This window comes from Streptomyces sp. CB01201 (assembly GCF_002803085.1).
GTDB lineage: Bacteria > Actinomycetota > Actinomycetes > Streptomycetales > Streptomycetaceae > Streptomyces > Streptomyces hundungensis.
Genome location: NZ_NNBJ01000012.1, coordinates 248,428 through 270,424, shown reverse-complemented (window position 1 = coordinate 270,424; position 21,997 = coordinate 248,428). Strand labels below are relative to the sequence as shown.

General features: G+C 72.1%; 18 protein-coding genes and 2 pseudogenes. 12 read left to right on the top strand and 8 right to left on the bottom strand.

The genetic code is table 11. From position 1 onward, the window contains the following. The 8 genes and pseudogenes from CG740_RS25655 to CG740_RS25620 form a co-directional block, all read left to right on the top strand. Positions 1–1,440: pseudogene (locus CG740_RS25655) on the top strand (nitrate- and nitrite sensing domain-containing protein); the annotation flags it as partial. Positions 1,441–1,449: 9 nt separating this feature from the next. Then, entirely contained in the window at positions 1,450–1,863 is a 414-nt protein-coding gene (locus CG740_RS25650) for a roadblock/LC7 domain-containing protein (protein WP_100577622.1), read from the top strand. Positions 1,864–2,042: 179 nt separating this feature from the next. Further along, positions 2,043–2,450 (top strand): DUF742 domain-containing protein, encoded by a 408-nt coding sequence (locus CG740_RS25645; protein ID WP_053727885.1) that lies wholly within the window; start codon positions 2,043–2,045, stop codon positions 2,448–2,450. Next, positions 2,431–3,012 carry a GTP-binding protein gene (locus CG740_RS25640; protein WP_100577621.1) on the top strand — a complete coding sequence of 194 codons (582 nt, stop codon included), beginning with the start codon at positions 2,431–2,433 and terminating at the stop codon, positions 3,010–3,012. Before CG740_RS25645 ends, CG740_RS25640 begins: the two co-directional genes overlap by 20 nt. A gap of 355 nt (positions 3,013–3,367) precedes the next feature. Then, entirely contained in the window at positions 3,368–6,586 is a 3,219-nt protein-coding gene (locus CG740_RS25635; protein ID WP_100577620.1) for a sensor histidine kinase, read from the top strand. Between the two features lie 10 nt (positions 6,587–6,596). Next, on the top strand, positions 6,597–7,010 hold the full coding sequence (locus CG740_RS25630; RefSeq protein ID WP_053725133.1) for a roadblock/LC7 domain-containing protein: 414 nt from the start codon (positions 6,597–6,599) through the stop codon (positions 7,008–7,010). 111 nt (positions 7,011–7,121) lie between these two features. Next, complete coding sequence (locus CG740_RS25625; RefSeq protein WP_100577618.1) at positions 7,122–7,706, top strand: DUF742 domain-containing protein; 585 nt, start codon at positions 7,122–7,124, stop codon at positions 7,704–7,706. Continuing rightward, positions 7,687–8,268, top strand: a complete 582-nt coding sequence (locus CG740_RS25620) for a GTP-binding protein (RefSeq protein ID WP_100577617.1) — start codon at positions 7,687–7,689, stop codon at positions 8,266–8,268. The genes CG740_RS25625 and CG740_RS25620 overlap by 20 nt, the downstream gene beginning before the upstream one ends. A gap of 93 nt (positions 8,269–8,361) precedes the next feature. On the opposite strand, the gene CG740_RS25615 is transcribed toward CG740_RS25620, so the two are convergent. From CG740_RS25615 to CG740_RS25595, 5 genes and pseudogenes are all read right to left on the bottom strand, one after another. Continuing rightward, entirely contained in the window at positions 8,362–9,144 is a 783-nt protein-coding gene (locus CG740_RS25615) for an alpha/beta fold hydrolase (RefSeq protein WP_324901157.1), read from the bottom strand. Then, a pseudogene (locus tag CG740_RS25610) lies at positions 9,137–9,559 on the bottom strand (TetR-like C-terminal domain-containing protein); the annotation flags it as partial. The gene CG740_RS25615 and the pseudogene CG740_RS25610, both read right to left, overlap by 8 nt. 56 nt (positions 9,560–9,615) lie before the next feature. Continuing rightward, the gene (locus CG740_RS25605) at positions 9,616–9,831 is read right to left on the bottom strand and encodes an acyl-CoA carboxylase subunit epsilon (protein WP_100577616.1); all 216 of its coding nucleotides are present in this window, start codon (positions 9,829–9,831) and stop codon (positions 9,616–9,618) included. A 36-nt stretch (positions 9,832–9,867) separates the two neighbouring features. After that, positions 9,868–11,451, bottom strand: a complete 1,584-nt coding sequence (locus CG740_RS25600) for an acyl-CoA carboxylase subunit beta (protein ID WP_100577615.1) — start codon at positions 11,449–11,451, stop codon at positions 9,868–9,870. 242 nt (positions 11,452–11,693) lie between these two features. Next, the gene (locus CG740_RS25595; protein WP_100577614.1) at positions 11,694–14,084 is read right to left on the bottom strand and encodes a polysaccharide lyase 8 family protein; all 2,391 of its coding nucleotides are present in this window, start codon (positions 14,082–14,084) and stop codon (positions 11,694–11,696) included. A 246-nt stretch (positions 14,085–14,330) separates the two neighbouring features. Between CG740_RS25595 and CG740_RS25590 the strand changes: the two genes are divergently transcribed. Continuing rightward, entirely contained in the window at positions 14,331–15,386 is a 1,056-nt protein-coding gene (locus tag CG740_RS25590) for a substrate-binding domain-containing protein (protein ID WP_100577613.1), read from the top strand. A gap of 756 nt (positions 15,387–16,142) precedes the next feature. Here CG740_RS25590 and CG740_RS25585 read toward each other — a convergent pair. Continuing rightward, positions 16,143–17,450, bottom strand: a complete 1,308-nt coding sequence (locus CG740_RS25585; RefSeq protein WP_234376479.1) for a M64 family metallopeptidase — start codon at positions 17,448–17,450, stop codon at positions 16,143–16,145. A 235-nt stretch (positions 17,451–17,685) separates the two neighbouring features. Here CG740_RS25585 and CG740_RS25580 point away from each other — a divergent pair, with 235 nt between their 5' ends. Beyond that, entirely contained in the window at positions 17,686–19,017 is a 1,332-nt protein-coding gene (locus tag CG740_RS25580; protein WP_100577611.1) for a helix-turn-helix domain-containing protein, read from the top strand. Positions 19,018–19,214: 197 nt separating this feature from the next. Beyond that, positions 19,215–19,844, top strand: coding sequence for a YceI family protein (locus CG740_RS25575; protein WP_100577610.1), 630 nt, complete (start codon positions 19,215–19,217; stop codon positions 19,842–19,844). A gap of 49 nt (positions 19,845–19,893) precedes the next feature. Here the strand turns inward: CG740_RS25575 and CG740_RS25570 are convergent, their stop codons facing one another. Further along, positions 19,894–20,208 carry an ArsR/SmtB family transcription factor gene (locus tag CG740_RS25570; RefSeq protein WP_100577609.1) on the bottom strand — a complete coding sequence of 105 codons (315 nt, stop codon included), beginning with the start codon at positions 20,206–20,208 and terminating at the stop codon, positions 19,894–19,896. A gap of 158 nt (positions 20,209–20,366) precedes the next feature. Here CG740_RS25570 and CG740_RS25565 point away from each other — a divergent pair, with 158 nt between their 5' ends. Next, entirely contained in the window at positions 20,367–21,080 is a 714-nt protein-coding gene (locus CG740_RS25565; RefSeq protein WP_100577608.1) for an SDR family oxidoreductase, read from the top strand. Positions 21,081–21,099: 19 nt separating this feature from the next. Here CG740_RS25565 and CG740_RS25560 read toward each other — a convergent pair whose 3' ends face one another. After that, positions 21,100–21,996: a hypothetical protein gene (locus tag CG740_RS25560; protein ID WP_100577607.1), complete on the bottom strand. Its 897-nt coding sequence runs from the start codon at positions 21,994–21,996 to the stop codon at positions 21,100–21,102. Position 21,997 lies beyond the last annotated feature (1 nt).

Sequence of the window (21,997 nt, the reverse complement as noted above, 5' to 3'; positions counted from 1 at the left end):
CCCGGCGGTCGGCTCGGCGCGGGCGCCCCGCGCGGCCAGGTCGCCGGCGGCCAGGGCCCGCGCGCGGCCCTTCCGCCCCGCAACGGCGGCCCCCAGCAGGGTCAGGCCCCGCAGCAGGGCCAGCAGAACGCGTTCGGCAGCGCCCCGGCGGCCCCCCGCCGCGGTGACCGTCCGATGACCCCGCCGCCCGGCGCCCCGCGTGCCGAGCTGCCCGGCGGCAACCCGCAGGCGCAGCAGCCGGTCCGGCCGCAGGCCGCGAGCTGGGGCACCGACCCGTCGTCGGCCCTGGACGCGCCGCGCGGCCACGAGGAGCCGGAGCAGCACACCGGCCAGTACCCGCGTCCCGCCCTCGACGACCGCCAGGGCCCGGCCGCCACGGCCGAGTTCGCGCGCCCGGACTTCGACGGCCCCCCGCCCGGCGCCCAGCAGGACCAGGGTTCGGGCACCGGCACGTTCGTACGCCCCGACGTGTTCGGCGCGCCGACCGCGCAGGACCCGGCCGCGACCGGGCAGTTCGAGCGCCCCGGCACCTACAACGGCTACGGCGACCAGGCCTCCAACACCGGCTCGTTCGCGCGTCCGGACCAGGACCCGTCCGGCACCGGGCAGTTCGAGCGCCCCGCGCAGGACCCGTCCGCCACCGGCTCGTTCGCACGGCCCGGCCAGGACACCGACCCGTACGGGCGGCCCGCGGCCGACGGCCGGCAGAACCCGGCGGCGACCTCCGGGTTCGCCCGCCCGGACTTCAACGCGCCGCGGCCGCCCGCGCCGCAGCCGGTCCAGCCGCAGCAGTACCAGCAGCAGCCCCAGCAGGTCCAGGACTTCGGTCCCGGTCCCGGTGCCCCGCGCCGGCGCCCCGAGGCCGACGGCTTCGGCGCCCCGCGGCTGCCCGCCGCGAGCCTGCCCGCACCGTCGGGGCCCGAGGACGGGGGCGCCGCGGAGCGGCTCGACGAGGCACGGCGGCCCGGCGACGGGTGGGCGCTGCCGCCGGCCGGCGCCGGTGACGGACGCACCCCGCTGTACGACACGCTGGAGACCAACTGGTTCCAGCAGCAGGGCGGCCAGCAGCAGGGTGGTGCCCCGCAGGCACCCCAGGACCCCCAGCAGCCGGCCCCCGAGCGGCTCCCCGTCCGCGAGGGCGGCGGCGCCTGGCGCAGTTCGCCCAACGACGACCTGGTCCGCCAGGCCGAGCGGGCCCGCAAGCCCGCCGCCGGCGGCGTGACCACGTCCGGACTTCCCAAGCGGGTCCCGCGCGCCAACCTGGTGCCGGGCACCGCACAGCAGCAGAACCACCAGGCAGGACCCCAGGTCTCCCGGGCGCCCGATGACGTGCGCGGCCGACTGACCAATCTCCGCCGGGGCATCCAGCAGGGCCGGCAGGCCAACAACGGCTCGACCGGCAGCTTCCACGTGGACCCCACTCACCAGCAGGAGCGTTAGTTGAGTCCGATGAGCCAGGCGGCACAGAACCTGAACTGGTTGATCACCAACTTTGTGGACAACACCCCAGGGGTGTCCCACACGGTGGTGGTCTCCGCCGACGGCCTGCTCCTCGCCATGTCCGAAGGTTTCCCGCGCGACCGCGCCGACCAGCTGGCCGCCGTGGCGTCCGGTCTGACCTCGCTGACCGCCGGGGCCTCCCGGATCTTCGAGGGGGGCAGCGTCGCCCAGACCGTGGTCGAGATGGAGCGCGGTTTCCTCTTCCTGATGTCCGTGTCCGACGGTTCCTCCCTGGCCGTGCTCGCCCACCCGGAGTGCGACATCGGCCTGGTGGGCTACGAGATGGCCCTCCTGGTCGACCGCGCGGGCAGCGTCCTCACTCCGGACCTGCGCGCCGAACTCCAGGGCAGCCTGCTCCACTGACCGCAAATCCCCCGGCCGAGCCGCTCGCGAGGCCGGGGGTCGGGAGCCGAGGTGCCGCCCCCTCCGGCGCGTACGACTCCCGCACGACGCAGAACATCCGTCCTGGCCGCACCACTTCCCCCCCACCGGCCCTGTCAGACGGCTTGCAGATGCCTTGCTGTCCCCGCCCGGAGGAACCAATGACCCCGCCACCCGCCTCACACGATTCGTACGGCGCGCTGCACGACGCGGCGTACGACGGTGAAGGCGACCAGCCGCTGGTCCGTCCGTACGCCATGACCGGCGGCCGGACCAGGCCGCGCTACCAGCTCGCCATCGAGGCGCTGGTCAGTACCACAGCAGACCCGGCGCACCTTGCCACGCTGCTTCCCGAGCACCAGCGGATATGCCACCTCTGCCGTGAGGTCAAGTCGGTGGCCGAGGTCTCCGCGCTGCTCCAGATGCCGCTCGGGGTCGCCCGGATCCTCGTAGCCGACCTGGCCGAGGCCGGCATGGTGGCCATCCACCAGCCGGGCAATGGAGAGACCGGCGGTACGCCGGACGTAACGCTGCTTGAGAGGGTGCTCAGTGGACTTCGCAAGCTCTAGCGGCGGTGCCGCCCGTTCCACCACGTCGGCGAAGATCGTGGTGGCGGGCGGCTTCGGCGTGGGCAAGACCACGTTCGTCGGCGCGGTCTCGGAGATCAACCCCCTGCGCACCGAAGCCGTCATGACCTCCGCCTCCGCCGGAATCGACGACCTGACCCACACCGGAGACAAGACCACCACCACCGTGGCCATGGACTTCGGCCGCATCACCCTCGACCAGGACCTCATCCTCTACCTGTTCGGCACCCCCGGACAGGACCGCTTCTGGTTCATGTGGGACGACCTCGTCCGCGGCGCCATCGGCGCCGTCGTCCTCGTCGACACCCGCCGCCTCGCCGACTGCTTCCCCGCCGTCGACTACTTCGAAAACTCAGGACTCCCCTTCGTCATCGCCCTCAACGGCTTCGACGGACACCAGCCCTACACCCCCGACGAAGTACGCGAAGCACTCCAGATCGGACCCGACACCCCCATCATCGTCACCGACGCCCGCCACCGCGCCGACGCCAAGAGCGCCCTCATCACCCTCGTCGAACACGCCCTCATGGCACGACTCAAGTAGGCAGCGCCCTACGGCAGTTGTCGTAGGCGAAACGGGGGCGGACTGTGTCCTTTGCCACGATCCGCCCCTGTGTTCATAACGTTTCGACAGAGAATTCCCGTGTCACCGCAACCCGCCGCGTTCATCCGGTGTCACTGCGCTCACAACAGCCCCGTCATTTGGCGGGGCTCGCTCTTTATGCCCGTTTTATCTGAGGTCTTGGCCACTCGGAACCCGAGATTCCAGACGTTTGGATGGCGACCGTCCCACGTGCTGGAATTCGACGAACTCCCGAGTAGTACGGCCCCGAGAAGTACGGCTCTGAAAGACACGCGGCACGCCCCACGGGTGCCGGCTCCGAGAGGTTGTTGGTCGAGTGAAGCGAAGCAGGACGAGCTCCGCGACGCAGCAGGCGCGGGGCAACTTCACCCCGCCGCAGCGCACGGCGGTGGCACAGCCCGCGCCCCAGACCTCTGCCCCGGACAACGGCAAGAAGGCCGCCCCGGGCAGCAAGAGCCGCTTCTCGCCGCGCAACTGGCGGGTGGCCACCAGGCTGAACGCGATCCTCCTCATCCCCGTTCTGGTCGGCCTCGTCATGGGCGGCTTCGAGGTGAACGGATCCATATCCACCTGGCGCGACGCCCGCAACGCCGAGAAGGTCGCGAACATCGTCCGCGCCGCCTCCGACTACGGCCAGGCCCTGCTCAACGAGCGTGACCTCACCGCTCAGCCGCTCCTGGAGAACAAGCGCGACAGCGACGTCGTCAGCAAGGCGTACGCGACCTCCGACGCGGCCCGCGCCAAGTTCGACCAGGCCGTCCAGGGCATGCCGGACACTCCCAGCCTCAAGCGCCGCCTCGCCAAGGTCCACGAGGCGGAGAAGACCCTCGACGACCTGCGCAAGACCGCGTACGCCAAGGGCGTCGAGGCCAAGAACCCGGTGCTGACCGAAGAGGGCTACACCGCGATCCCGCACTACCTGAGCACGTTCTCCAACGAGCTCGGCCTGGGCACCGGCAACATCACCAGCTACGGCCGCATGGTGTACGCGGTCGACCTCGCCAAGTCGGCGGAGTCGCTCCAGCGTTCCATCGGCCTGCACCTGCTGCTGCGGCCGAGCGACGACCCCAAGACCTTCCAGATGCAGGTCAAGGCGTTCAACTCGTACAACTACCTGGAGTTCATCGCCCTGGGCGAGTTCGACGCGGGTGGTACGGACGCCGACAGCAAGCATCTCAAGGACGTCATGGCGGAGAAGGCCAAGAAGGCCGCCCAGGACTTCCCCGGCGTGAAGCTGAAGGCCGACGACGGTCCGCACATCAGCGCGGCCCCGTCCGCCGACGGCTCGATCTACAGCGGGATGGCCGCCGCGATCGGCGATGCCCAGAGCGTCCAGAGCCTCAAGCAGCTCAAGGCCCAGGGCATCACCCCCGAGTCCTGGACGGCCGCCGCCACCTCCAAGTTCGACGGCTACAGCCAGGTCGAGGACGAGCTGGTGACCCGGGCCGTGACCGAGGCCGGGCAGATCGCCGACGACGCCAAGACCACCGCCTACGTCAACGGCGCGATCGTCGTGGTCGCCCTGCTCGCCGCGTTCATCCTGGCCGGCATCGTGGCCCGCCAGATGAGCCGCTCGATGCGCCGGCTGCGCAACGCCGCCTTCGATGTGGCCGAGCAGCGCCTGCCGATGCTCGTCGACCAGCTCTCGCGCACCGAACCGGGCCGGGTCGACACCCGGGTCGAGGCGATCCCGATCGACTCCACGGACGAGATCGGCGAGGTCGCCCGGGCCTTCGACCAGGTCCACCGCGAGGCCGTCCGGCTCGCCGCCGAACAGGCCCTGCTCCGGGGCAACGTCAACGCGATCTTCACCAACCTCTCGCGCCGCAACCAGTCCCTGATCGAGGGCCAGCTGACCCTCATCACCGATCTGGAGAACAACGAGGCCGACCCGGACCAGTTGGAGAGCCTGTTCAAGCTCGACCACCTGGCGACCCGTATGCGCCGCAACGGCGAGAACCTCCTGGTCCTCGCCGGCGAGGAGCCGGGCCGCCGCTGGGACCAGCCGGTCCCGCTGGTCGACGTGCTGCGCGCCGCCTCCTCCGAGGTGGAGTCCTACGAGCGCATCGAGCTGTCGGGCGTGCCGGAGGCCGAGATCCACGGCCGGGCCGTGACCGACCTCGTGCACCTGCTCGCCGAGCTCCTGGAGAACGCGACCACGTTCTCCTCGCCGCAGACCAAGGTCCGCGTCACCGCGACCCGTCTTCCCGACGGCCGTGTGATGGTCGAGATCCACGACAAGGGCATCGGCCTGACCGCCGAGGACTTCGCGGACATCAACCACCGCCTGGCCAACCCGCCGACCGTGGACGCCGCCGTCTCGCAGCGCATGGGCCTGTTCGTGGTCGGCCGCCTCGCCGACCGGCACGGCATCCGCGTCCAGCTGCGCCCCTCGGGCGAGCAGGCCGGAACCACGTCCCTGGTCATGCTCCCGGACCCGATCACCCACGGTGGCGGCGGCGAGAGCGCGCCGATGGGCGACGACTTCACGGTCTCGTCGATCATCCCCGCACAGCAGCACCGGGAGCAGCCCTACGAGGCCGTGCCCGCGCCGATGCGCACAGCGGCCGAACTCGGCTTCGACGACTCGCGGTACGAGAACGCCGAGCAGTCCGACCCCCGTGAACTCGACCCGGTGAACCGGTCGTTGATGCGCGAGGAGCGCCGAGCGGCCCTGGAGGCCCAGGCGCAGGGCGGCGAACGCCCGCTGTTCCGGGACGAGATCGAGTCCCAGCAGAACCCGGCGTACGACGGCGCTTACCAGAACCAGCAGCAGTACCCCGCGCAGGAGCAGTCCTACGAGGGCTCCTACGAGCCCCAGCAGGGCGCCGGCTACGACGGCTCGTACCAGAACCAGGGGTACGCCCCCGAGCACACCGGGGGCTACGCCCAGGACTCCTACGCACCCCGTGACGGCTACCGTGAGTCCGCCTATCCGGAAGGCTCCTACCGGGAGCCCGCAGCCGACCAGGGCCCCTACGAGGCTCCCTACAACGGCCAGGCGCCGCAAGGCGATTGGCCGGGGGCGAGCACCTACCAGGAGCCGTACGCGGCTCCCTTCCAGCCGGAAGCGGAATCCGTGGAGGAATCCCGGGGCGTTCCCGCGGGTGCCGCGGACCGCGTAGGCTTCGACCGTCCGGGCCCCACCCCGGCCCCCGCCCACGAGATGACCGACGCCGGTCTGCCGAGGCGCGGCAGCCAGCAGAGCTGGCCGGCCGAGCCCGAGCAGGAACAGCAGGCCGAGACGCCGGACGGACCGGCAGGCGACTGGCGTTCGACCAACGACGAGCGCTGGACGCGGGCCGAGAAGCTGCGTGAGCCCAAGGCCGGCGGGGTCACTCCCTCCGGTCTCCCCCGGCGGGTGCCCAAGGCCAATCTGGTCGAGGGCGCGGCCGAGCAGACCCCGCAGGGCGGCCCCCAGGTCTCCCGCGCTCCGGAGGACGTGCGGGGCAGGTTGAGCAACCTGCGCCGCGGTGTCCAGCAGGGCCGTAACGCGGGGTCGGACACCAGTAACACCTACAACCAGGAGCGTTAGTGTGAGCCCGATGAGCCAGGCGGCGCAGAATCTGAACTGGTTGATCACCAACTTCGTGGACAACACCCCCGGGGTGTCCCACACGGTGGTGGTCTCCGCCGACGGACTCCTGCTGGCGATGTCCGAAGGCTTCCCCCGGGACCGGGCCGATCAGCTGGCGGCCGTGGCCTCCGGTCTGACGTCCCTCACCGCGGGCGCCTCCCGGATCTTCGAAGGCGGCGCCGTCAACCAGACGGTGGTGGAGATGGAGCGCGGCTTCCTCTTCATCATGTCGGTCTCCGACGGTTCCTCCCTCGCCGTCCTCGCACACCCCGAGGCCGACATCGGCCTGGTGGGCTACGAGATGGCACTGCTCGTGGACCGGGCCGGAAGCGTGCTGACTCCCGACCTCCGCGCCGAGCTTCAGGGAAGCCTTCTTAACTAGTTACCGATCAGTTCTCAATCAGCAGACAGGCCGTGCGTTTCTCGCCACCGCCCCATAAGGTGCGGTGGCGCGGCCCCAATGGGACGGGCACCGGTAGTCGGAGGAGGAAACGTGACAACACCCCCAGGCGGGCACCCCTACAGCGGTGGACAGCAGTCTCCGGGTGAGCACGGCCAGAACCGCTTCAACTACCCCTCCACTCCCGGCAGACAGGGTCAGGGCCAGGGCGGCCACTACCAGCAGCCCTATCAGCAGCCGAACCGCCGGCCCAGCCCGTACGACCAGCCGCCGCAGCCCCGGATCGAACCGGTGCAGCCGAGGCAGACCCCCCAGCCCTCCCCTGCGGGCGGCGCGCACAACCCGCTTGTGCGCCCGTACGCCATGACCGGCGGCCGGACCAGGCCGCGCTACCAGCTCGCCATCGAGGCGCTGGTGCACACCACGGCCGAACCGTCAAGGCTGCAAGGGCAGTTGCCCGAGCACCAGCGGATCTGCCATCTGTGCCGCGAGATCAAGTCGGTCGCCGAGATCTCGGCACTCCTCACCATCCCCCTCGGCGTAGCCCGGATCCTCGTAGCCGACCTGGCCGAGGCCGGACTTGTCGCCATCCATCAGCCCGGCGGCGACGAGTCCGCCGGCGGACAGCCAGACGTGACACTGCTCGAAAGGGTGCTCAGTGGACTTCGCAAGCTCTAGCGGCGGTGCCGCCCGTTCCACCACGTCGGCGAAGATCGTGGTGGCGGGCGGCTTCGGCGTGGGCAAGACCACGTTCGTCGGCGCGGTCTCGGAGATCAACCCCCTGCGCACCGAAGCCGTCATGACCTCCGCCTCCGCCGGAATCGACGACCTGACCCACACCGGAGACAAGACCACCACCACCGTGGCCATGGACTTCGGCCGCATCACCCTCGACCAGGACCTCATCCTCTACCTGTTCGGCACCCCCGGACAGGACCGCTTCTGGTTCATGTGGGACGACCTCGTCCGCGGCGCCATCGGCGCCGTCGTCCTCGTCGACACCCGCCGCCTCGCCGACTGCTTCCCCGCCGTCGACTACTTCGAAAACTCAGGACTCCCCTTCGTCATCGCCCTCAACGGCTTCGACGGACACCAGCCCTACACCCCCGACGAAGTACGCGAAGCACTCCAGATCGGACCCGACACCCCCATCATCGTCACCGACGCCCGCCACCGCGCCGACGCCAAGAGCGCCCTCATCACCCTCGTCGAACACGCCCTCATGGCACGACTGCGGTAACCAGACGCACCTGCGTGCGGAGCCCCGGGGTGCGGGGCTCCGCGTTTCAGCGCAGCAACTCGCCCAGTTCGAGGGCGAATTCACGGGGGCGGGTCACCACACCGACGTGGCCCCGGGGAACTCCGCGAGAGCGACCCCGTACCGCTCGGCCAGCCACGCCGCGGGCCGGTACAGCCGCAGCCGGTACGACGCCCAGCCCGCGGCGGGCACCAACTTGCCCGCACTGGCGTCGAGTTGGGCCAGATCCGGTGCGTGGGCGCTGAACTGCCCCAGGATCCGGCCCAGGAAGAACGCCGAGTTCCCCCGCACCCGCGACAGCGTGGCGAGCATCCGCGGCGAGAGCCCGGACAGGTCCGGCTCCTCGCCCCGCTCCTCGCCGCACCCCGCACCCATTTCGGCCATCGCGGCATCCACTCCGGCCCGGTGGAAAGTGGATACGACCTGGCTGAAAAAGGTGTGCTGCTCGGCCGCGTCGGGCAACAGCGAGACCAGCACGGGCTCGTGGGCGACCACTCTCGCCAGCCGCTCGGGGTGGCGGGTGAGCAGCTCCACCGCCACGATCGCCCCCGAGCTGGTCCCGAAGACGTACGCGGGCGGGCCGTCGGGCGCGACCCGTTCGAGCAGCCGGTACGCGTCGTCGGCCTGTGTCTCCACGCGCTGGTCCACATCGGGCCCGTCGAGCGGGCTGCGGGAGTGGCCGCGCGGATCGTAGGTCACCACCGTAAACCGGTCGGCGAGCGCGTCGGCGACCGGTTCGAAGATCCCCGCGTCCCCGCCGCCGCCCACGATGAGCAGCAGCACGGGCCCGGCGCCGCGCACCTCGTAGCGCAGGCTCGCGCCGGGGACCTCCAGGGTGCCGATGGCCGGTTCAGTCATGGTGTTCGTCCCCCTCTTCGCTCCTGGGCCAGTGCTCCAGGAGAACGTGCAGCGCCTGGACCCCGCGCTCCCACGACCTCCGCACCTCGCGGGGGTGGCCGAAGCCGCCCTCCGCTTCGAGCGTGAGGTAGCCGTGGAAGGTGCTCCGCAGCAGGCGTACCGCGTCGGTCAGGTCGGGCTCCGTGAGGCCGTAGCCGCGGAGCATTCCGTACGTGGTGTCCACCGTGCTCGCCAGCACGGTCGTGCCGGCGAGCAGCTCGGGGTCGATCTGGTACTGGGTAGCGGCGTACCGGCCCGGGTGGGCCAGGGCGTAGGCCCGGTAGGCGTCGGCGAAGGCGATGAGCGCGTCCTTGCCGACCCGTCCGGCGACGGCCGCCGCGATGGAGTCGATGAACTCTCCGGCTGCGGGAACAGCGAAAAAGCCCCCGCCTGTCGAGGCGGGGGCTTTCTGCGGACGGCTCCTGGGCGGGGTCAGCCCTGCCAGGAGTGGGGAGCGCGGAAGCCGGGGGTGCGCTCCAGGCGGCGCCAGCCCGCGGTGGAGCGGCCGCGCTTGGGGGCGGCGGCGGCCGGCTGGGCGGCGGCGCGGGCGAGCAGCACCGCGGTGATCGCGGCGAGCTCCTCGGGAGCGGCTTCGCCCTTCTCCACGCGGAGCAGGGACTCGGACGAGTTGGAGTTCGGGGTGGTCAAGTTCGTCTCCTCTTGGCTGAGGTCCGGTAGGCCCTCTTACTGAGGCGGGTTGCCGTGCTTGCGGGAGGGCAGGTCGGCGTGCTTGGTCTTGAGCATCGCCAGCGAGGCGATGAGGACGGCCCGGGTCTCGGCGGGGTCGATCACGTCGTCCACCAGGCCGCGCTCGGCCGCGTAGTACGGGTGCATCAGCTCGGCCTTGTACTCCTTGACCATGCGCGACCGCATCGCCTCCGGGTCCTCGGCCTCCGCGATCTGGCGGCGGAAGATGACGTTGGCGGCACCCTCGGCACCCATCACCGCGATCTCGTTGGTCGGCCACGCGTAGGTGAGGTCCGCGCCGATGGACTGGGAGTCCATGACGATGTACGCGCCGCCGTAGGCCTTGCGCAGGATCAGCGAGATGCGGGGCACCGTCGCGTTGCAGTACGCGTAGAGCAGCTTCGCTCCGTGGCGGATGATCCCGCCGTGCTCCTGGGAGACACCCGGCAGGAACCCGGGGACGTCCAGCAGGGTCACGATCGGAATATTGAAAGCATCGCACATCTGGACAAAGCGGGCAGCCTTTTCGCTCGCCTCGATGTCCAGGACACCGGCCAGGGACTGCGGCTGGTTCGCCACGATGCCGACGACCTGGCCGTCGAGCCGGGCCAGGGCACAGATGATGTTCCGCGCCCAGCGCTCGTGGATCTCCAGGAAGTCGCCGTCGTCGACGAGCTCCTCGATCACCTTGTGCATGTCGTACGGCCGGTTGCCGTCCGCCGGGACCAGGTCCAGGAGGATGTCGGAGCGGCGGTCGGCGGGGTCGTCACTGGCGTGGACCGGCGGGTTCTCCCGGTTGTTCGACGGCAGCATCGAGATCAGGTAGCGCACCTCCGCCAGGCACGTCTCCTCGTCGTCGTACGCGAAGTGCGCCACGCCGGAGGTCTCGGCGTGCACGTCCGCGCCGCCGAGGCCGTTCTGGGAGATCTCCTCGCCCGTCACCGCCCGCACCACGTCCGGACCGGTGATGAACATCTGCGAGGTCTCGCGGACCATGAAGACGAAGTCCGTGAGGGCGGGGCTGTAGGCCGCGCCGCCCGCGCAGGGGCCGAGCATCACGCTGATCTGCGGGATCACACCCGAGGCGCGGGTGTTGCGCTGGAAGATGCCGCCGTAGCCGGCGAGCGCGCTGACGCCCTCCTGGATCCGGGCACCGGCGCCGTCGTTCAGCGAGACCAGCGGGGCGCCGGCCGCGATGGCCATGTCCATGATCTTGTGGATCTTCGTGGCGTGGGCCTCGCCCAGCGCGCCGCCGAAGATGCGGAAGTCGTGCGCGTAGACGAAGACCGTGCGGCCCTCGACCGTGCCCCAGCCGGTGATGACACCGTCGGTGTACGGCTTCTTCGCCTCCAGGCCGAAGCCGACGGCCCGGTGCCGGCGCAGCTGCTCGACCTCGTGGAACGAGTCCGGGTCGAGCAGCAGGTCGATGCGCTCGCGGGCGGTCAGCTTGCCCTTGGCGTGCTGCGCCTCGGTCGCCCGCTCGCTCGGCCCGCGACGGGCTTCCTCACGCAGGGCGAGAAGTTCTGCCACACGGCCACGCGTATCGCTCGGCTCACCCGGGGTCTGGTCCACAACGGTCATGTACCGACCCTACGAAAGGGACCAAGGATTTCCTCCGTCGACTCCGAACAGTCTCGGGACCGCTTTCCTAGTGAGGCCTGACAGTAGACCCACGCCGGGCAGCCGACTCGACAGCGCAAGGACCCCGAGATCTGTTGGGTTCCGACAGCGACTCCGCACCGGTCCCGCAACGTCCCGTCGGCGTCCGGTCGGCGTCCGGTCGGCTCCGGTCGGCGCCTCGCCGGGGCGGGACCGGGCCCGGGTCAGCCCAGGACGACCTCGGTTCGCACCGTGTCGCAGGACGTTCCGGGCGTGACGCGCAGCCGCAGCGAGCGCCCGGTGGACAGCACCTCCACCCGCGGATCCCGGGTGGCGACCGAGCGCACCGGCCGGTCCCAGGTCAGCTCGACCGGTGTGCCCGAGCGCTCGGGCGCGGCGAGCGACAGTGTCGCCGTGCGGTGCGCGGTGTGGACGAGGACGCTCGCCGGGCCGTCCACGCCGAGACCGCCCGTCGCGCCCGCCGTCCAGAAGTTCGCCGCGAGCAGCCCCAGCCTGCGGGCCCACATGGCCTGCACGGAGGCCGAGTTGGCGAGAACGCGGATCTTGTCGCGATCGGCGGCGCGGACCGCGGTCTCCAGCTGACGGGCCCCGGGCAGCAGGACGTAGGCGTACGAGGCGTCGGTGGGGTCGGTGCCGTGGTCGAACCAGAGCGTGAGGTAGCGACGGGTGACGGGGTCCGCGGTGCCGCCGGTGTTGATGGCCTTCCACGTCCCGGTGCGCTCCTCGCGCAGGGCCTGTACGGCGGCACCGTCGGGGAAGACATAGCCGCCGTGGCCCGCGAGGTGCGCCCAGCGGGCCCGCCGGAAGCTGTCGTGCCGGCCCAGGGTCGTGGGCAGTCGGCGGCCGTCGACGGTGAGGGCGTCGGTGCCGGTGGCGCCGAGGTTGCGGTGGTCGGCGACCGTTTCGACCGGGGCGCCGTCCGCGGCGGTGATCCCGGCGCCCAGGCAGACGATCTCGTCGCCGACGAAGAACCAGGACTTGCGGGCGGTGAGGGTGGAGGACAGCCCCTTGAGGTGCTGGCCGACGGCCGCGTACGTACCGTCGCCGGCGCCGCCGACCCAGGTCGTGGCCGGCCTGGCCGCGCCCCACGCGCCGCCCTCGCCGTCGGCGAGCGGTTTGCGCGAGACGGTGGTGCCGGGCATGCGGTACGGGTCGGCGGTCGGCCAGAAGCCGTCGCTGTACTGGTCCCCCGCGAAGCCCTCGCCCCACCAGGCGAGCATCCCCGAGCCGGTGTGCCAGCCGCGCAGGTTCTCGCCGTTGCCGTTCTCGTAGTACGCGATCCGGCTTGAGGACATGCTCAGGGAGGCGGCGAAGCGGGCGCCGCGGTGCACCGCGCGGTCCATCGCGGGGAACAGGCGCGGTCCGGTGGGCGCGGGGGCCGCCGAGGGTGCGGCATCCACGGCCGCGCGCAGCAGGGCGAGGTTGGCGACGGAGAGGCGCTGGTCGGTGAGGACGGGGGTGGTCCGGTTGCGCTGCACCCAGCCCTTGATGAGCGCGCGCCAGCGGTCGCGTTCGGCGGCCGAAGCGCCGAGGGCCAGCATGGCGATATGGGCCATGATCGTGCGGCCCATCAGCTGGTCGTCGGTGGTCTGGCGGGAGATCGCGCGGCCGTTGACGCAGTCCATCATCAGGCCGTCGTGGAGGAAGGGCGCGTAGCTGCGCTCGACGGAGTCCAGGATGATCTGCCGGTTGGGGTCGGTGACCGCCCAGGTGGAGCCGGCGAGCAGCGCGAACAGCCGGGACAGGCCGTCGATCTGCACCTCCCCGTACGAGCCGGTGTAGGCGATCCAGGTGTGCTGGACGAACGAGCCGTCGGCGTACAGGCCGTCGCCGCCGGTGACGTACGGGAAGACGGGCGAGAGGGCGTCGCGGGCGAGCGCGATCTTCGCGGCGTTGCGGCCGAGCACCCCGCGGGTGGCGAGCACCCGGCACAGATCGGTGCGGTTGGCGCCGGTGGAGGTGCCGCTGTAGACGGCGACCGCGCTGTCCGGCACGAAGTGGTCGATGGCGGCGGTGCAGTGCCCGATCTGTTCGGCGGTGAGGGTGTCGTAGGCGATGACCGCGGTGTCGAGGACGAGCCGGGAGCTGCCGATCTGCCAGTCCCACCAGTTGCCGAAGGACTTGGTGTTCTCGTTGTAGATCTGTGTGTAGAGGTGGTCGAGTCCCTTGCCGACGGCGGCGATCAGGGCGGTGTCATCGGTGGATCCGGTGCCGGGCTGGGCCCAGGCCTGCGCCATGGTGTTGAGCCGGCCGTAGCTCGCGGTCATGTTGGCGGAGCCGGTGGCGGGGTTGGTGAGCGGCTGGTCGGGCCAGAGGGAACCGGTCGCGGGGGCCATCGCGGCGAGCGCGGCGCGGGCCGAAGTGCCCAGGGCGGCGAGCTTGGTGGCGTAGGGCTCGGCGGTGGCGTCGTATCCGGTACCGAGCGTCAGATCGCGCCAGCGCAGGCGCAAGCCGTCGAACTCATCTGCCGTCGGGGCGAGTTGGGCCGCGACGGCCGGTGCGGCGGGCAGCGTCAGACCGAGGGTGACGGCGGCGGCGCCGGTACCGGACGCGGCGAGGAAGGTACGGCGTGAACTGCCCTGCGGGGATGGCATGGTGGCGGACCTCCGGAGCGAAAGCGAGGAAGGAGGGACGGGCGAAGGAGGGCGAGCGGGAGAGGCGAGCGCGGCGCGATGGAGCGGTTTCTCTCATGAGATCGAAAGAACGCGCAATACTTCGCACATTCATCAAGGAAATTGATCGTTCGCGCAGAATCGTGCACGAACGATCTAACGAGGGTTACGCTCCTGGTCAGCGGTTGACGGCGGTCGGCGGAGGCCGGCGGGGAGGGGCGGAACCACGTGCATGCCGAGGACAGGCACCAGGCGATACTGCGGCGGCTGCGGGAGCGCGGCTCGCTTCGAGTGACGGACTTCGCCGAGGAGTTGAAGGTCTCCGCGGTGACCGTGCGCCGGGACGTCGAGGCACTCGCCGAGCGGGGTCTGGTGGCCCGGGTGCACGGCGGTGCGCTGCTCCCCGAGACGGCGTCGGCCCCGGCCGCGTTCCAGCCGCCGCCTCCGTCCGGCCCCGGGCTGGTCTTCGGCCTCGTCGTGCCGACGGCCGACTACTACTACCCCGAGGTGATCAGGGGCGCGAGGGAGGCGGCGGCCGCCCGGGGCGTCCGGCTGGTCCTCGGCCTCTCGCAGTACAGCCCGGACGAGGAGAGGGCGCAGGTCCGCCAACTCCTGTCCCACGGAATCGACGGGCTGCTCATCGCGCCGTGCGGAACGCCCGGCGACCAGGACTGGCTCGCGGCGCTCGGCGTGCCGTACGTCCTGGTGGAGCGGCGCTCCGGGGACGACGTACCGGGCGCGGAGCGGGTGGTGACCGACCACGCCCACGGCGCCCGGCTGGCCGTCCGCCACCTCGCCGGCTCCGGCCGCGAACGGATCGGGCTGCTCCTTCGCGCGGACAGCCCGCACAGCGCCCTGGTCCAGGAGGGCTACCTCGCCGGCCTCGCCTCGCTCGGCCTGTCCGCGCCGGATGCGCTGCGCTTCACGATCGCGGCGCCGGAGACCGACCCGGTGCGCCGGGACGCCCAACTCGACGCGTTCACCGCGGCGGTCGAGGCGCGGCTGCTCGACGCGGTCCTGGTCCACAACGACCACGATGCGATCGTGCTGCTGCCGCGGCTGCGGGTGCGGGGGCTTTCGGTGCCGGGGGATCTCGCGATCGTGGCGTACGACGACGAGGTCGCGGCGCTGGCCGACATCCCGCTGACGGCGGTGGCGCCGCCGAAGCGGGCGGTGGGGGTGGCGGCGGTGGACCTCCTCGCCCTCCGGCTCACCGACCCCGGGCGGCCTCGGCACCACCTCTCGATCCTCCCTGAGCTGAAGATCCGGGCTTCCAGCACGTAGGCCCGTCCGGGGGTTGGGGGGGGCGGGTTTGCGTACGCGTGCGGGGTTGGTTGCGCGGGGCGGGCTTGCTGGCGCGGGGCGGGGTTGGTTGCGCGGGGCGGGGTTGCATGTGCGTGCGGGCTTGCTGGCGCGGGGCCCTTTTTTGCGCAGTTCCCCGCGCCCCTGACCCCCATTCCGTCCGCGGACCGTGCTCGCTTCTCGCGCAGTTCCCCGCGCCCCCAACCCCCTTTCGGCCCCGCACCATGCATGGTTGCTCGCGCACGTCACCCCCATTTCGGCTGCGGGTCGTGCTCGCTTCTCGCGCAGTTCCCCGCGCCCCAACTCCCTTTCGCCCTCGCACCGTGCATGGTTGCTCGCGCAGTTCCCCGCGCCCCCAACTCCCTTTCGCCCTCGCACCGTGCATGGTTGCTCGCGCAGTTGCCCGCGCCCCCAACCCCCTTTCGGCCTCGCACCGTGCATAGTTGCTCGCGCACGTCACCCCCATTTCGGCTGCGGGTCGTGCTCGCTTCTCGCGCAGTTGCCCGCGCCCCTGTAAGTGGTCCCGAATGCCTCGGTGCTGGCCGGCGCAGGCATTCCCAGCCCGTCCGGCGATTGAGGACGAGCGCCCTTAAGGCGCGACGGGGGTGCAGGGGGCGGAGCCCCAGGGGCTGGGCCCTTCAGCGCGCTGCACGGGCGGGTGGGTGGGCAGGATGGCCGGGGCCCGGGGCGGAGCCCCAGGGGCCGGCCGGGGCCCGGCAACCCCGGGCCGTGGGGGAATCAGCGGTGGACCCCCCAGCGCACCACACCCCGCAACCCCGCCCCCAGCAGGGGATCCCGCACCGAGGGCGTCCGGTCGGACACCAGGACCGAGAGGGTGTGGGACCCCCGGCCGAGGCCGAGAGCCCGCACCGACAGCGACGTACGGCCGTCGTACCGCCGCAGCTCCCGCCCGTCCAGGTACCAGCGGACCGTCAGCTGCCGGGCCCCGGCGAGCCGCGGCACCACGACCCGGGCCGTGTCGGACGGGCGCAGCGTCCGCGCCGTGGAAACCCCCGGCGTCGCGATCGACGCGTGCCGGTAGAACCCCGCGATCATCGCCTCCACCCCCGGCAGATTGAACGGTTTGCCCAGGATCCGCATGATCGACCCGTCGGTCGGCCGGCTGAGCCCGGTGACGTAGTAGCCGCCGCCCTCGTACGCCCCCACCGTCCCGCCGTCCGGCGAGGTCTCGCCGAGCCACCGGTACCACTTGGTCCGGTCCGCGGCCATCCGGTCCGCCGTCAGGATCGAGATGTTGGACTGCCCGGCCTCGGGCCCCGAATAGTGCTCGTAGCCCGGCGTGCCCGGATAGAAGTACTCGTCGGCCAGCTTGCCCAGCGAGTGCCCGGTCTCGTGGATGGCGACCTGGCCGGACTTCGCGTTGCCGGCCGACGCCGTGGATATGCCCTCGTAACCCAGCTTCGCGGACGGCTCGTTGTACCCGGCGCCGCCGTACTTCGCGCTGTTGGCGAGGACGAGGACCAGATCGGCCTGGGGCGCCTTCGCCACGTAGGAGTCGACCTTGTCCTGGTCGACGCAGAGCAGCCGCTCGACGCCGTCGCACCAGAAGTACGAGCCGAGCGCGGTGTTCCTCGTATCGCCCTGCGCCGGGTCGCCGGAGACGCCGCTCTCGGGCGAGACCGCGTCCACCGTCCATACGTTGAAGAGGTTCTGGTACGTCGTGTACGGCTCGACGCCGGTGATCTCGCCCCACTTCTCCTTGGCGTCGGCGTGGAACCGGTCCAGCTGGTCGGCCGTGTAGCCGTCGCCCACGACCACGATGTCCAGGCGGTCCGCGGTCGAGCCGTTGTCCACCACCTTGGTGACCCGGCCGTCCGCGGCGACCGCGGCCGGCGCCGAGAGGTGCGGGGCGGGCCCGCCCCGCCCCGCCACCGGCACCAGGGCGTGGCCCGAGCCCGCGGGGGTGGCCCCGGAGGCGGCTTCCGGGCCCGGTATCTCGACTTGGACCAGCGGCCTCGGCGGGGGTGGGTCCGCGGCGGCCGCGGTGCCGGGCCCGGCGGCCAGCGCGGCCAGCGCGGCCAGCACGACGGCGCCGGCGAGCGTGACCGCGCCGGCCCCTCTCCGCGCGAACGGGCGCCTGGACGGACTGGACGGAGGCGCGGACGGAGGCGCGGACGGAGGCGTGGACGAAAGCGTGGGTGGGCGCATGAAGTCCCTTTCCTGCAACGGAAGTTAAGCATTCGGGTAAACGCATTGAACGGGCTGCTTAAATTAGGGGGCGCACGGGGCGTGCGCAATGCCCTGGGGCCAAGGGGACGCCATGGATGAACCTGCCGTGATCGGCCGCCGAGTTCAGCGACTGCGCTCCCAACTGGGCCTGACTCAGCGGCAGTTGGCCGAGCCGGCCTATACGCCCGCCTATGTCTCCACGCTGGAGTCCGGCAAGGTCCGCCCCTCCGAGGCGGCCCTCCGCCATCTCGCCGAGCGCCTCCGTACGACGTACGAGGAGCTGACCACCGGGCGCCCGGCCCGCCTTGCCACCGAACTGCGCCTGGGCCTCACCGACGCCCAGCGCGCCCTCGCGACCGGCGAGGCGGACGAGGCGGCGGTCCGCTTCCGCCGGCTGCTCACCGAGGCCGAACTGCACCACCTCGACGAGGAACGCGCCGAGGCACTGCTCGGGCTCGGCGACTGCGCGCTCGAAACCGGTGAACTGACCGACGCCGTCCGGCACTTCGAGGCCGCCGAGCAGCTAATGGCCGCCGAGCCGCTGCCCCGCCGGGTGCGCGCGGTCCGGGGCCGGGCGGTCGCCCACATCCTGGCGGGAGAGCTGCGCTACGCCTGTTACGTGCTGGAGTCGGCCATCGACGAGCTCGGCACGAGCGGCCTCGCCGACCCGGAGGCGCTGGTGCTCCTGTACGCCGCGATCATCGGGCCGTATCTGGACATGGGCGCCCAGGCCCGCGCGGCCCGGGCCGCCGAGCTGGCGCTCGCGCTCGCCCCGCAGGTCTCGGACCCGGCCCTGGTCGCCGGGATGCACCGGCAGGTGGCCCGCACCTTTCTGGCCGAGGGCCGGCTCGCCGACGCCGACGCCTCGCTCGCCAAGGCCCAGTCGATCTACCGCCAGCTGTGCCTGCGCACCGATCTGGCGCACTGCCACTGGATGCGTGGCTACGTCTACGCCCAGCAGGCCCAACTGGAGCTCGCCGAGCGGGAGTTGCGTACCGCACGCGACATGCTCGCGGCCAAGCGGGCGGCGCTGTTCACGGCCCAGGTCGAGGTGGAGCTGGCGGACGTGCTGCGGCGCCTGGGGCAGCACGAGGAGTCGATGGCCCTGCTGGCCCCCCTCACCGAGCTCGGCGACCAGCACGGCGCGGTGCACGCGGGCGGCGCACACCGGCTGCTCGGCCTGATCCGCGAGGAGCAGGGGGACGCCGAGGCGGCCGAGGAGCACTACGTCACCGCGCTCGGCCTGCTGGAGCGCAGCGGGGCGAGCGGCGATCTGGCCGACCTGTGCCGGCTCCTCGGCGACCTGCTGCGCCGCACCGGCCGCGTCGAGGCCGCCATGGACGCCTACCGCACCGGCCTCGGCCACCGCGCCGCCCCCGGCACCACCACCCTGGGCCCGGCCCCGCTGCCGCCCCGCCCCTGACACCCGCCCGGGCACTGGACCCGCCCAGCCTCTGACGCCCGCCCCCTTCCGGGGCCCGGCCGCCCAGGGGCCGACACGCCATCGCGTCGAAGTAGTTGAATCTCGAACGGAATAGTCCTACAGTGAATCCCGTTGAACTCGTTGAAACTTAAACCGCTTCGGCGCAAGGCCGCGGCACGTCCCCCAAGGAGCACATCATGGGTCTCTTCGGCCGCAAGAACAGCACCGACACCACGCTCGACTCCGCCGCGCCCGCGGCCACCGCGCCCGTCGCGGTCGACCCGGCGCTGGCCGCGCTGAGCGGTACGTACGCCATCGACCCGGCGCACAGCAGCATCGGCTTCACCGTGCGGCACGCCATGGTCACCAACGTCCGCGGCTCCTTCACCGAGCACGAGGGCACCCTCACCCTGGACGGCGCGAACCCGGCGGCGTCCACCGCCTCCCTCGACGTCAAGATCGCCAGCGTCGACACCGGCATCGCCGACCGCGACGCCCACCTGCGCAGCGGCGACTTCTTCGACGCCGAGCAGTTCCCGCTGATGACGTTCCGCTCGACCGGCGCCCAGCAGCTCGGCGGCGACAAGTACCGGATCACCGGCGACCTCACGATCAAGGACGTCACCCGGCCGCTCGCCATCGACCTGGAGTTCAACGGCACGGCCACCGACCCCTACGGCAACCAGCGCGTGGGCTTCGAGGGCGGCGCCGAGATCCTGCGCTCGGACTGGGGCCTGACCTGGAACGCGGCCCTGGAGACCGGCGGCGTCATGGTCAGCGACAAGGTCAGGCTCACCTTCGACATCTCCGCGATCAAGTCCGCGTAACACCTGGCCACACCCGCGCGGCACCCGCCCCGGATCCCCGCCGGGAGCCTCAGGGCTCCCGCGGCGGGGCCGCGGCCAGGACGGCCGCGAGCAGTCCCGGGAAACGGGCGTCCAGTTCGGCCGTGCGCAGGGTGATCTGCTTCTCCCGGCCGGAACGGCTCTCGCGGGTCAGCCCGCTCTCGCGCAGCACCCGCCAGTGATGCGTGGCGGTGGCCTTGGTGACCTCGATGGGCAGGCTGCCACAGCTGCGCGGCCCGGCCGAGCCGGCGAGTTCGCGCACGATCGAGATCCGCACCGGATTGCCCAGGGCGGCCAGCACGTCTTCGACGGCGACACGGTCGAGATCGGGGTGGTGGGTCGGCATTCCCCCAGTGTAAGCGCCATGGTAAGAGAGATCTCGTACTGTACGATGTCTTACGTACTTTCGTACCATGCTGTGCCGTGCCCTCCCCTACGGCAGGTACGGCAGCACACTGCGGACCCCCCACGGCCCCCGCCGACCGGACCCCGGAGCGCTCCCCCATGCCCCACCCGACCCAGCCCGTCGCCCTCGTCACCGCCGCGAGCCAGGGCATCGGCGCCGCCATCGCCCGCGAGCTCGCCGCCGACGGCTACCGGGTGGCGCTGCTCGCCCGCTCACCGGGCGTGCTCGACCTGGCCGGGCAGCTGGGCGGGATCGCGGTGCGCGGTTCGGTGACCGAGCCGGCCGATCTGGAGCGCGTGGTCGCGGCGGCCCTCGACGCGTACGGGCGGATCGACACGGTCGTCAACAACACCGGGCACCCCGCCAACGGCGGCCTCCTGGAGACCAGCGACGCCGACTGGCACGCGGGGCTCGACATGCTGCTGCTCAACGTGGTGCGCATGGCCCGGCTCGTCACGCCGCAGCTGACGGCCAACGAGCACGGCGGCACGATCGTGAACATCTCCTCGTACACGGCCTTCGAACCGCTGGACTTCATCCCGGTCTCGTCCAGTCTGCGCGCCGCCCTGACCTCGTTCACCAAGCTGTACGCGGACGAGTACGCGGCCCGGGGCGTCCGGATGAACAACGTGCTGCCCGGCTACGTCGACAGCTGGCCCGAGGACCCGGACACCGTCGCGCGCATCCCGGCCGGCCGGTACGCCACCGTCCGGGAAGTGGCCCGCGCCGTCGCCTTCCTGGCCTCGCCGGCCTCCTCGTACATCACCGGCCAGAACCTCCGCGTGGACGGCGGTGTGGCCCGCACGCTGTAGCGGCCCCGCCCTGCCCAGATCAGTGCGCGATACGCGCCACGAAGACGGCGAGCGTGACGGCGACCGTGAGCACGACCAGCGCCGCGGTCGCCTTCTCACGGGTGGTGTACGGCGGCACGGGCGGCAGCGACGGGAACGCCTCGTGCACGGGCGTCGACGCGGGCCCGGCGGGCGCGCGCCCGGCCGCCCTGCGGCGGGCGCCGCGCAGCAGCCCGTACAGGAGCGGGAAGATCGCCGGGCCGAGCAGCGCGGCCAGGCCCGTCCAGGCCGGCAGATGCAGCGCGGCCACCGTCAGGAGCACCGCGTCGAACCACGCCCAGCAGCCGAGGGCAGCGGTCAGCGGGGCCCGCACGAGCAGCCGCAGCGGGGCGCGGCCCCTGCGGGCCAGCGTGGTGAGGGTCTCGGCGAGTACGGCGGTCCGGTCGTCGGTGGGCCGCGCCCGCGCCCGGTCCCAGGCCTGTTGCGCGGCGCCGACCGGGTGGCCGATCACGGTCAGGACGAGGCGGGCGTCATGGCGCTGCATCCGGCCGCCGGGCCGGGACGCCGTCTGGGGGCCGGTCGGCTCGGGCACCGCGTCGGGGTCCAACTCCCGTATCCGTGCGACGAGTTCGGGCAGGCGGCGACTGCGCTCGGGGTCGTCTCCGGTCCGGCACAGCTCGTGGTAGGCCAGGAGCAGGCCGAGATCGTCGGGGAAGGTCGCGAGACCCTCGGTGAAGACCGCCTCGGCCCGGTCGGCGTGGTCGCCCGTGCCCTCGGCCGCGTGCGCGCGGCCGAGCAGGGCGTACAGGGCGGGATCGGGCCCGTCCGTGTAGAGCGCGGCGCGTGCCGCCTTGCGGGCGGCGCTGGTGCGGCCCGCCCGCAGCAGCGCCTCCGCGTCGGCGCAGGCGGCCGTGACGTCTTCGTGCCCGGCTTGCAAT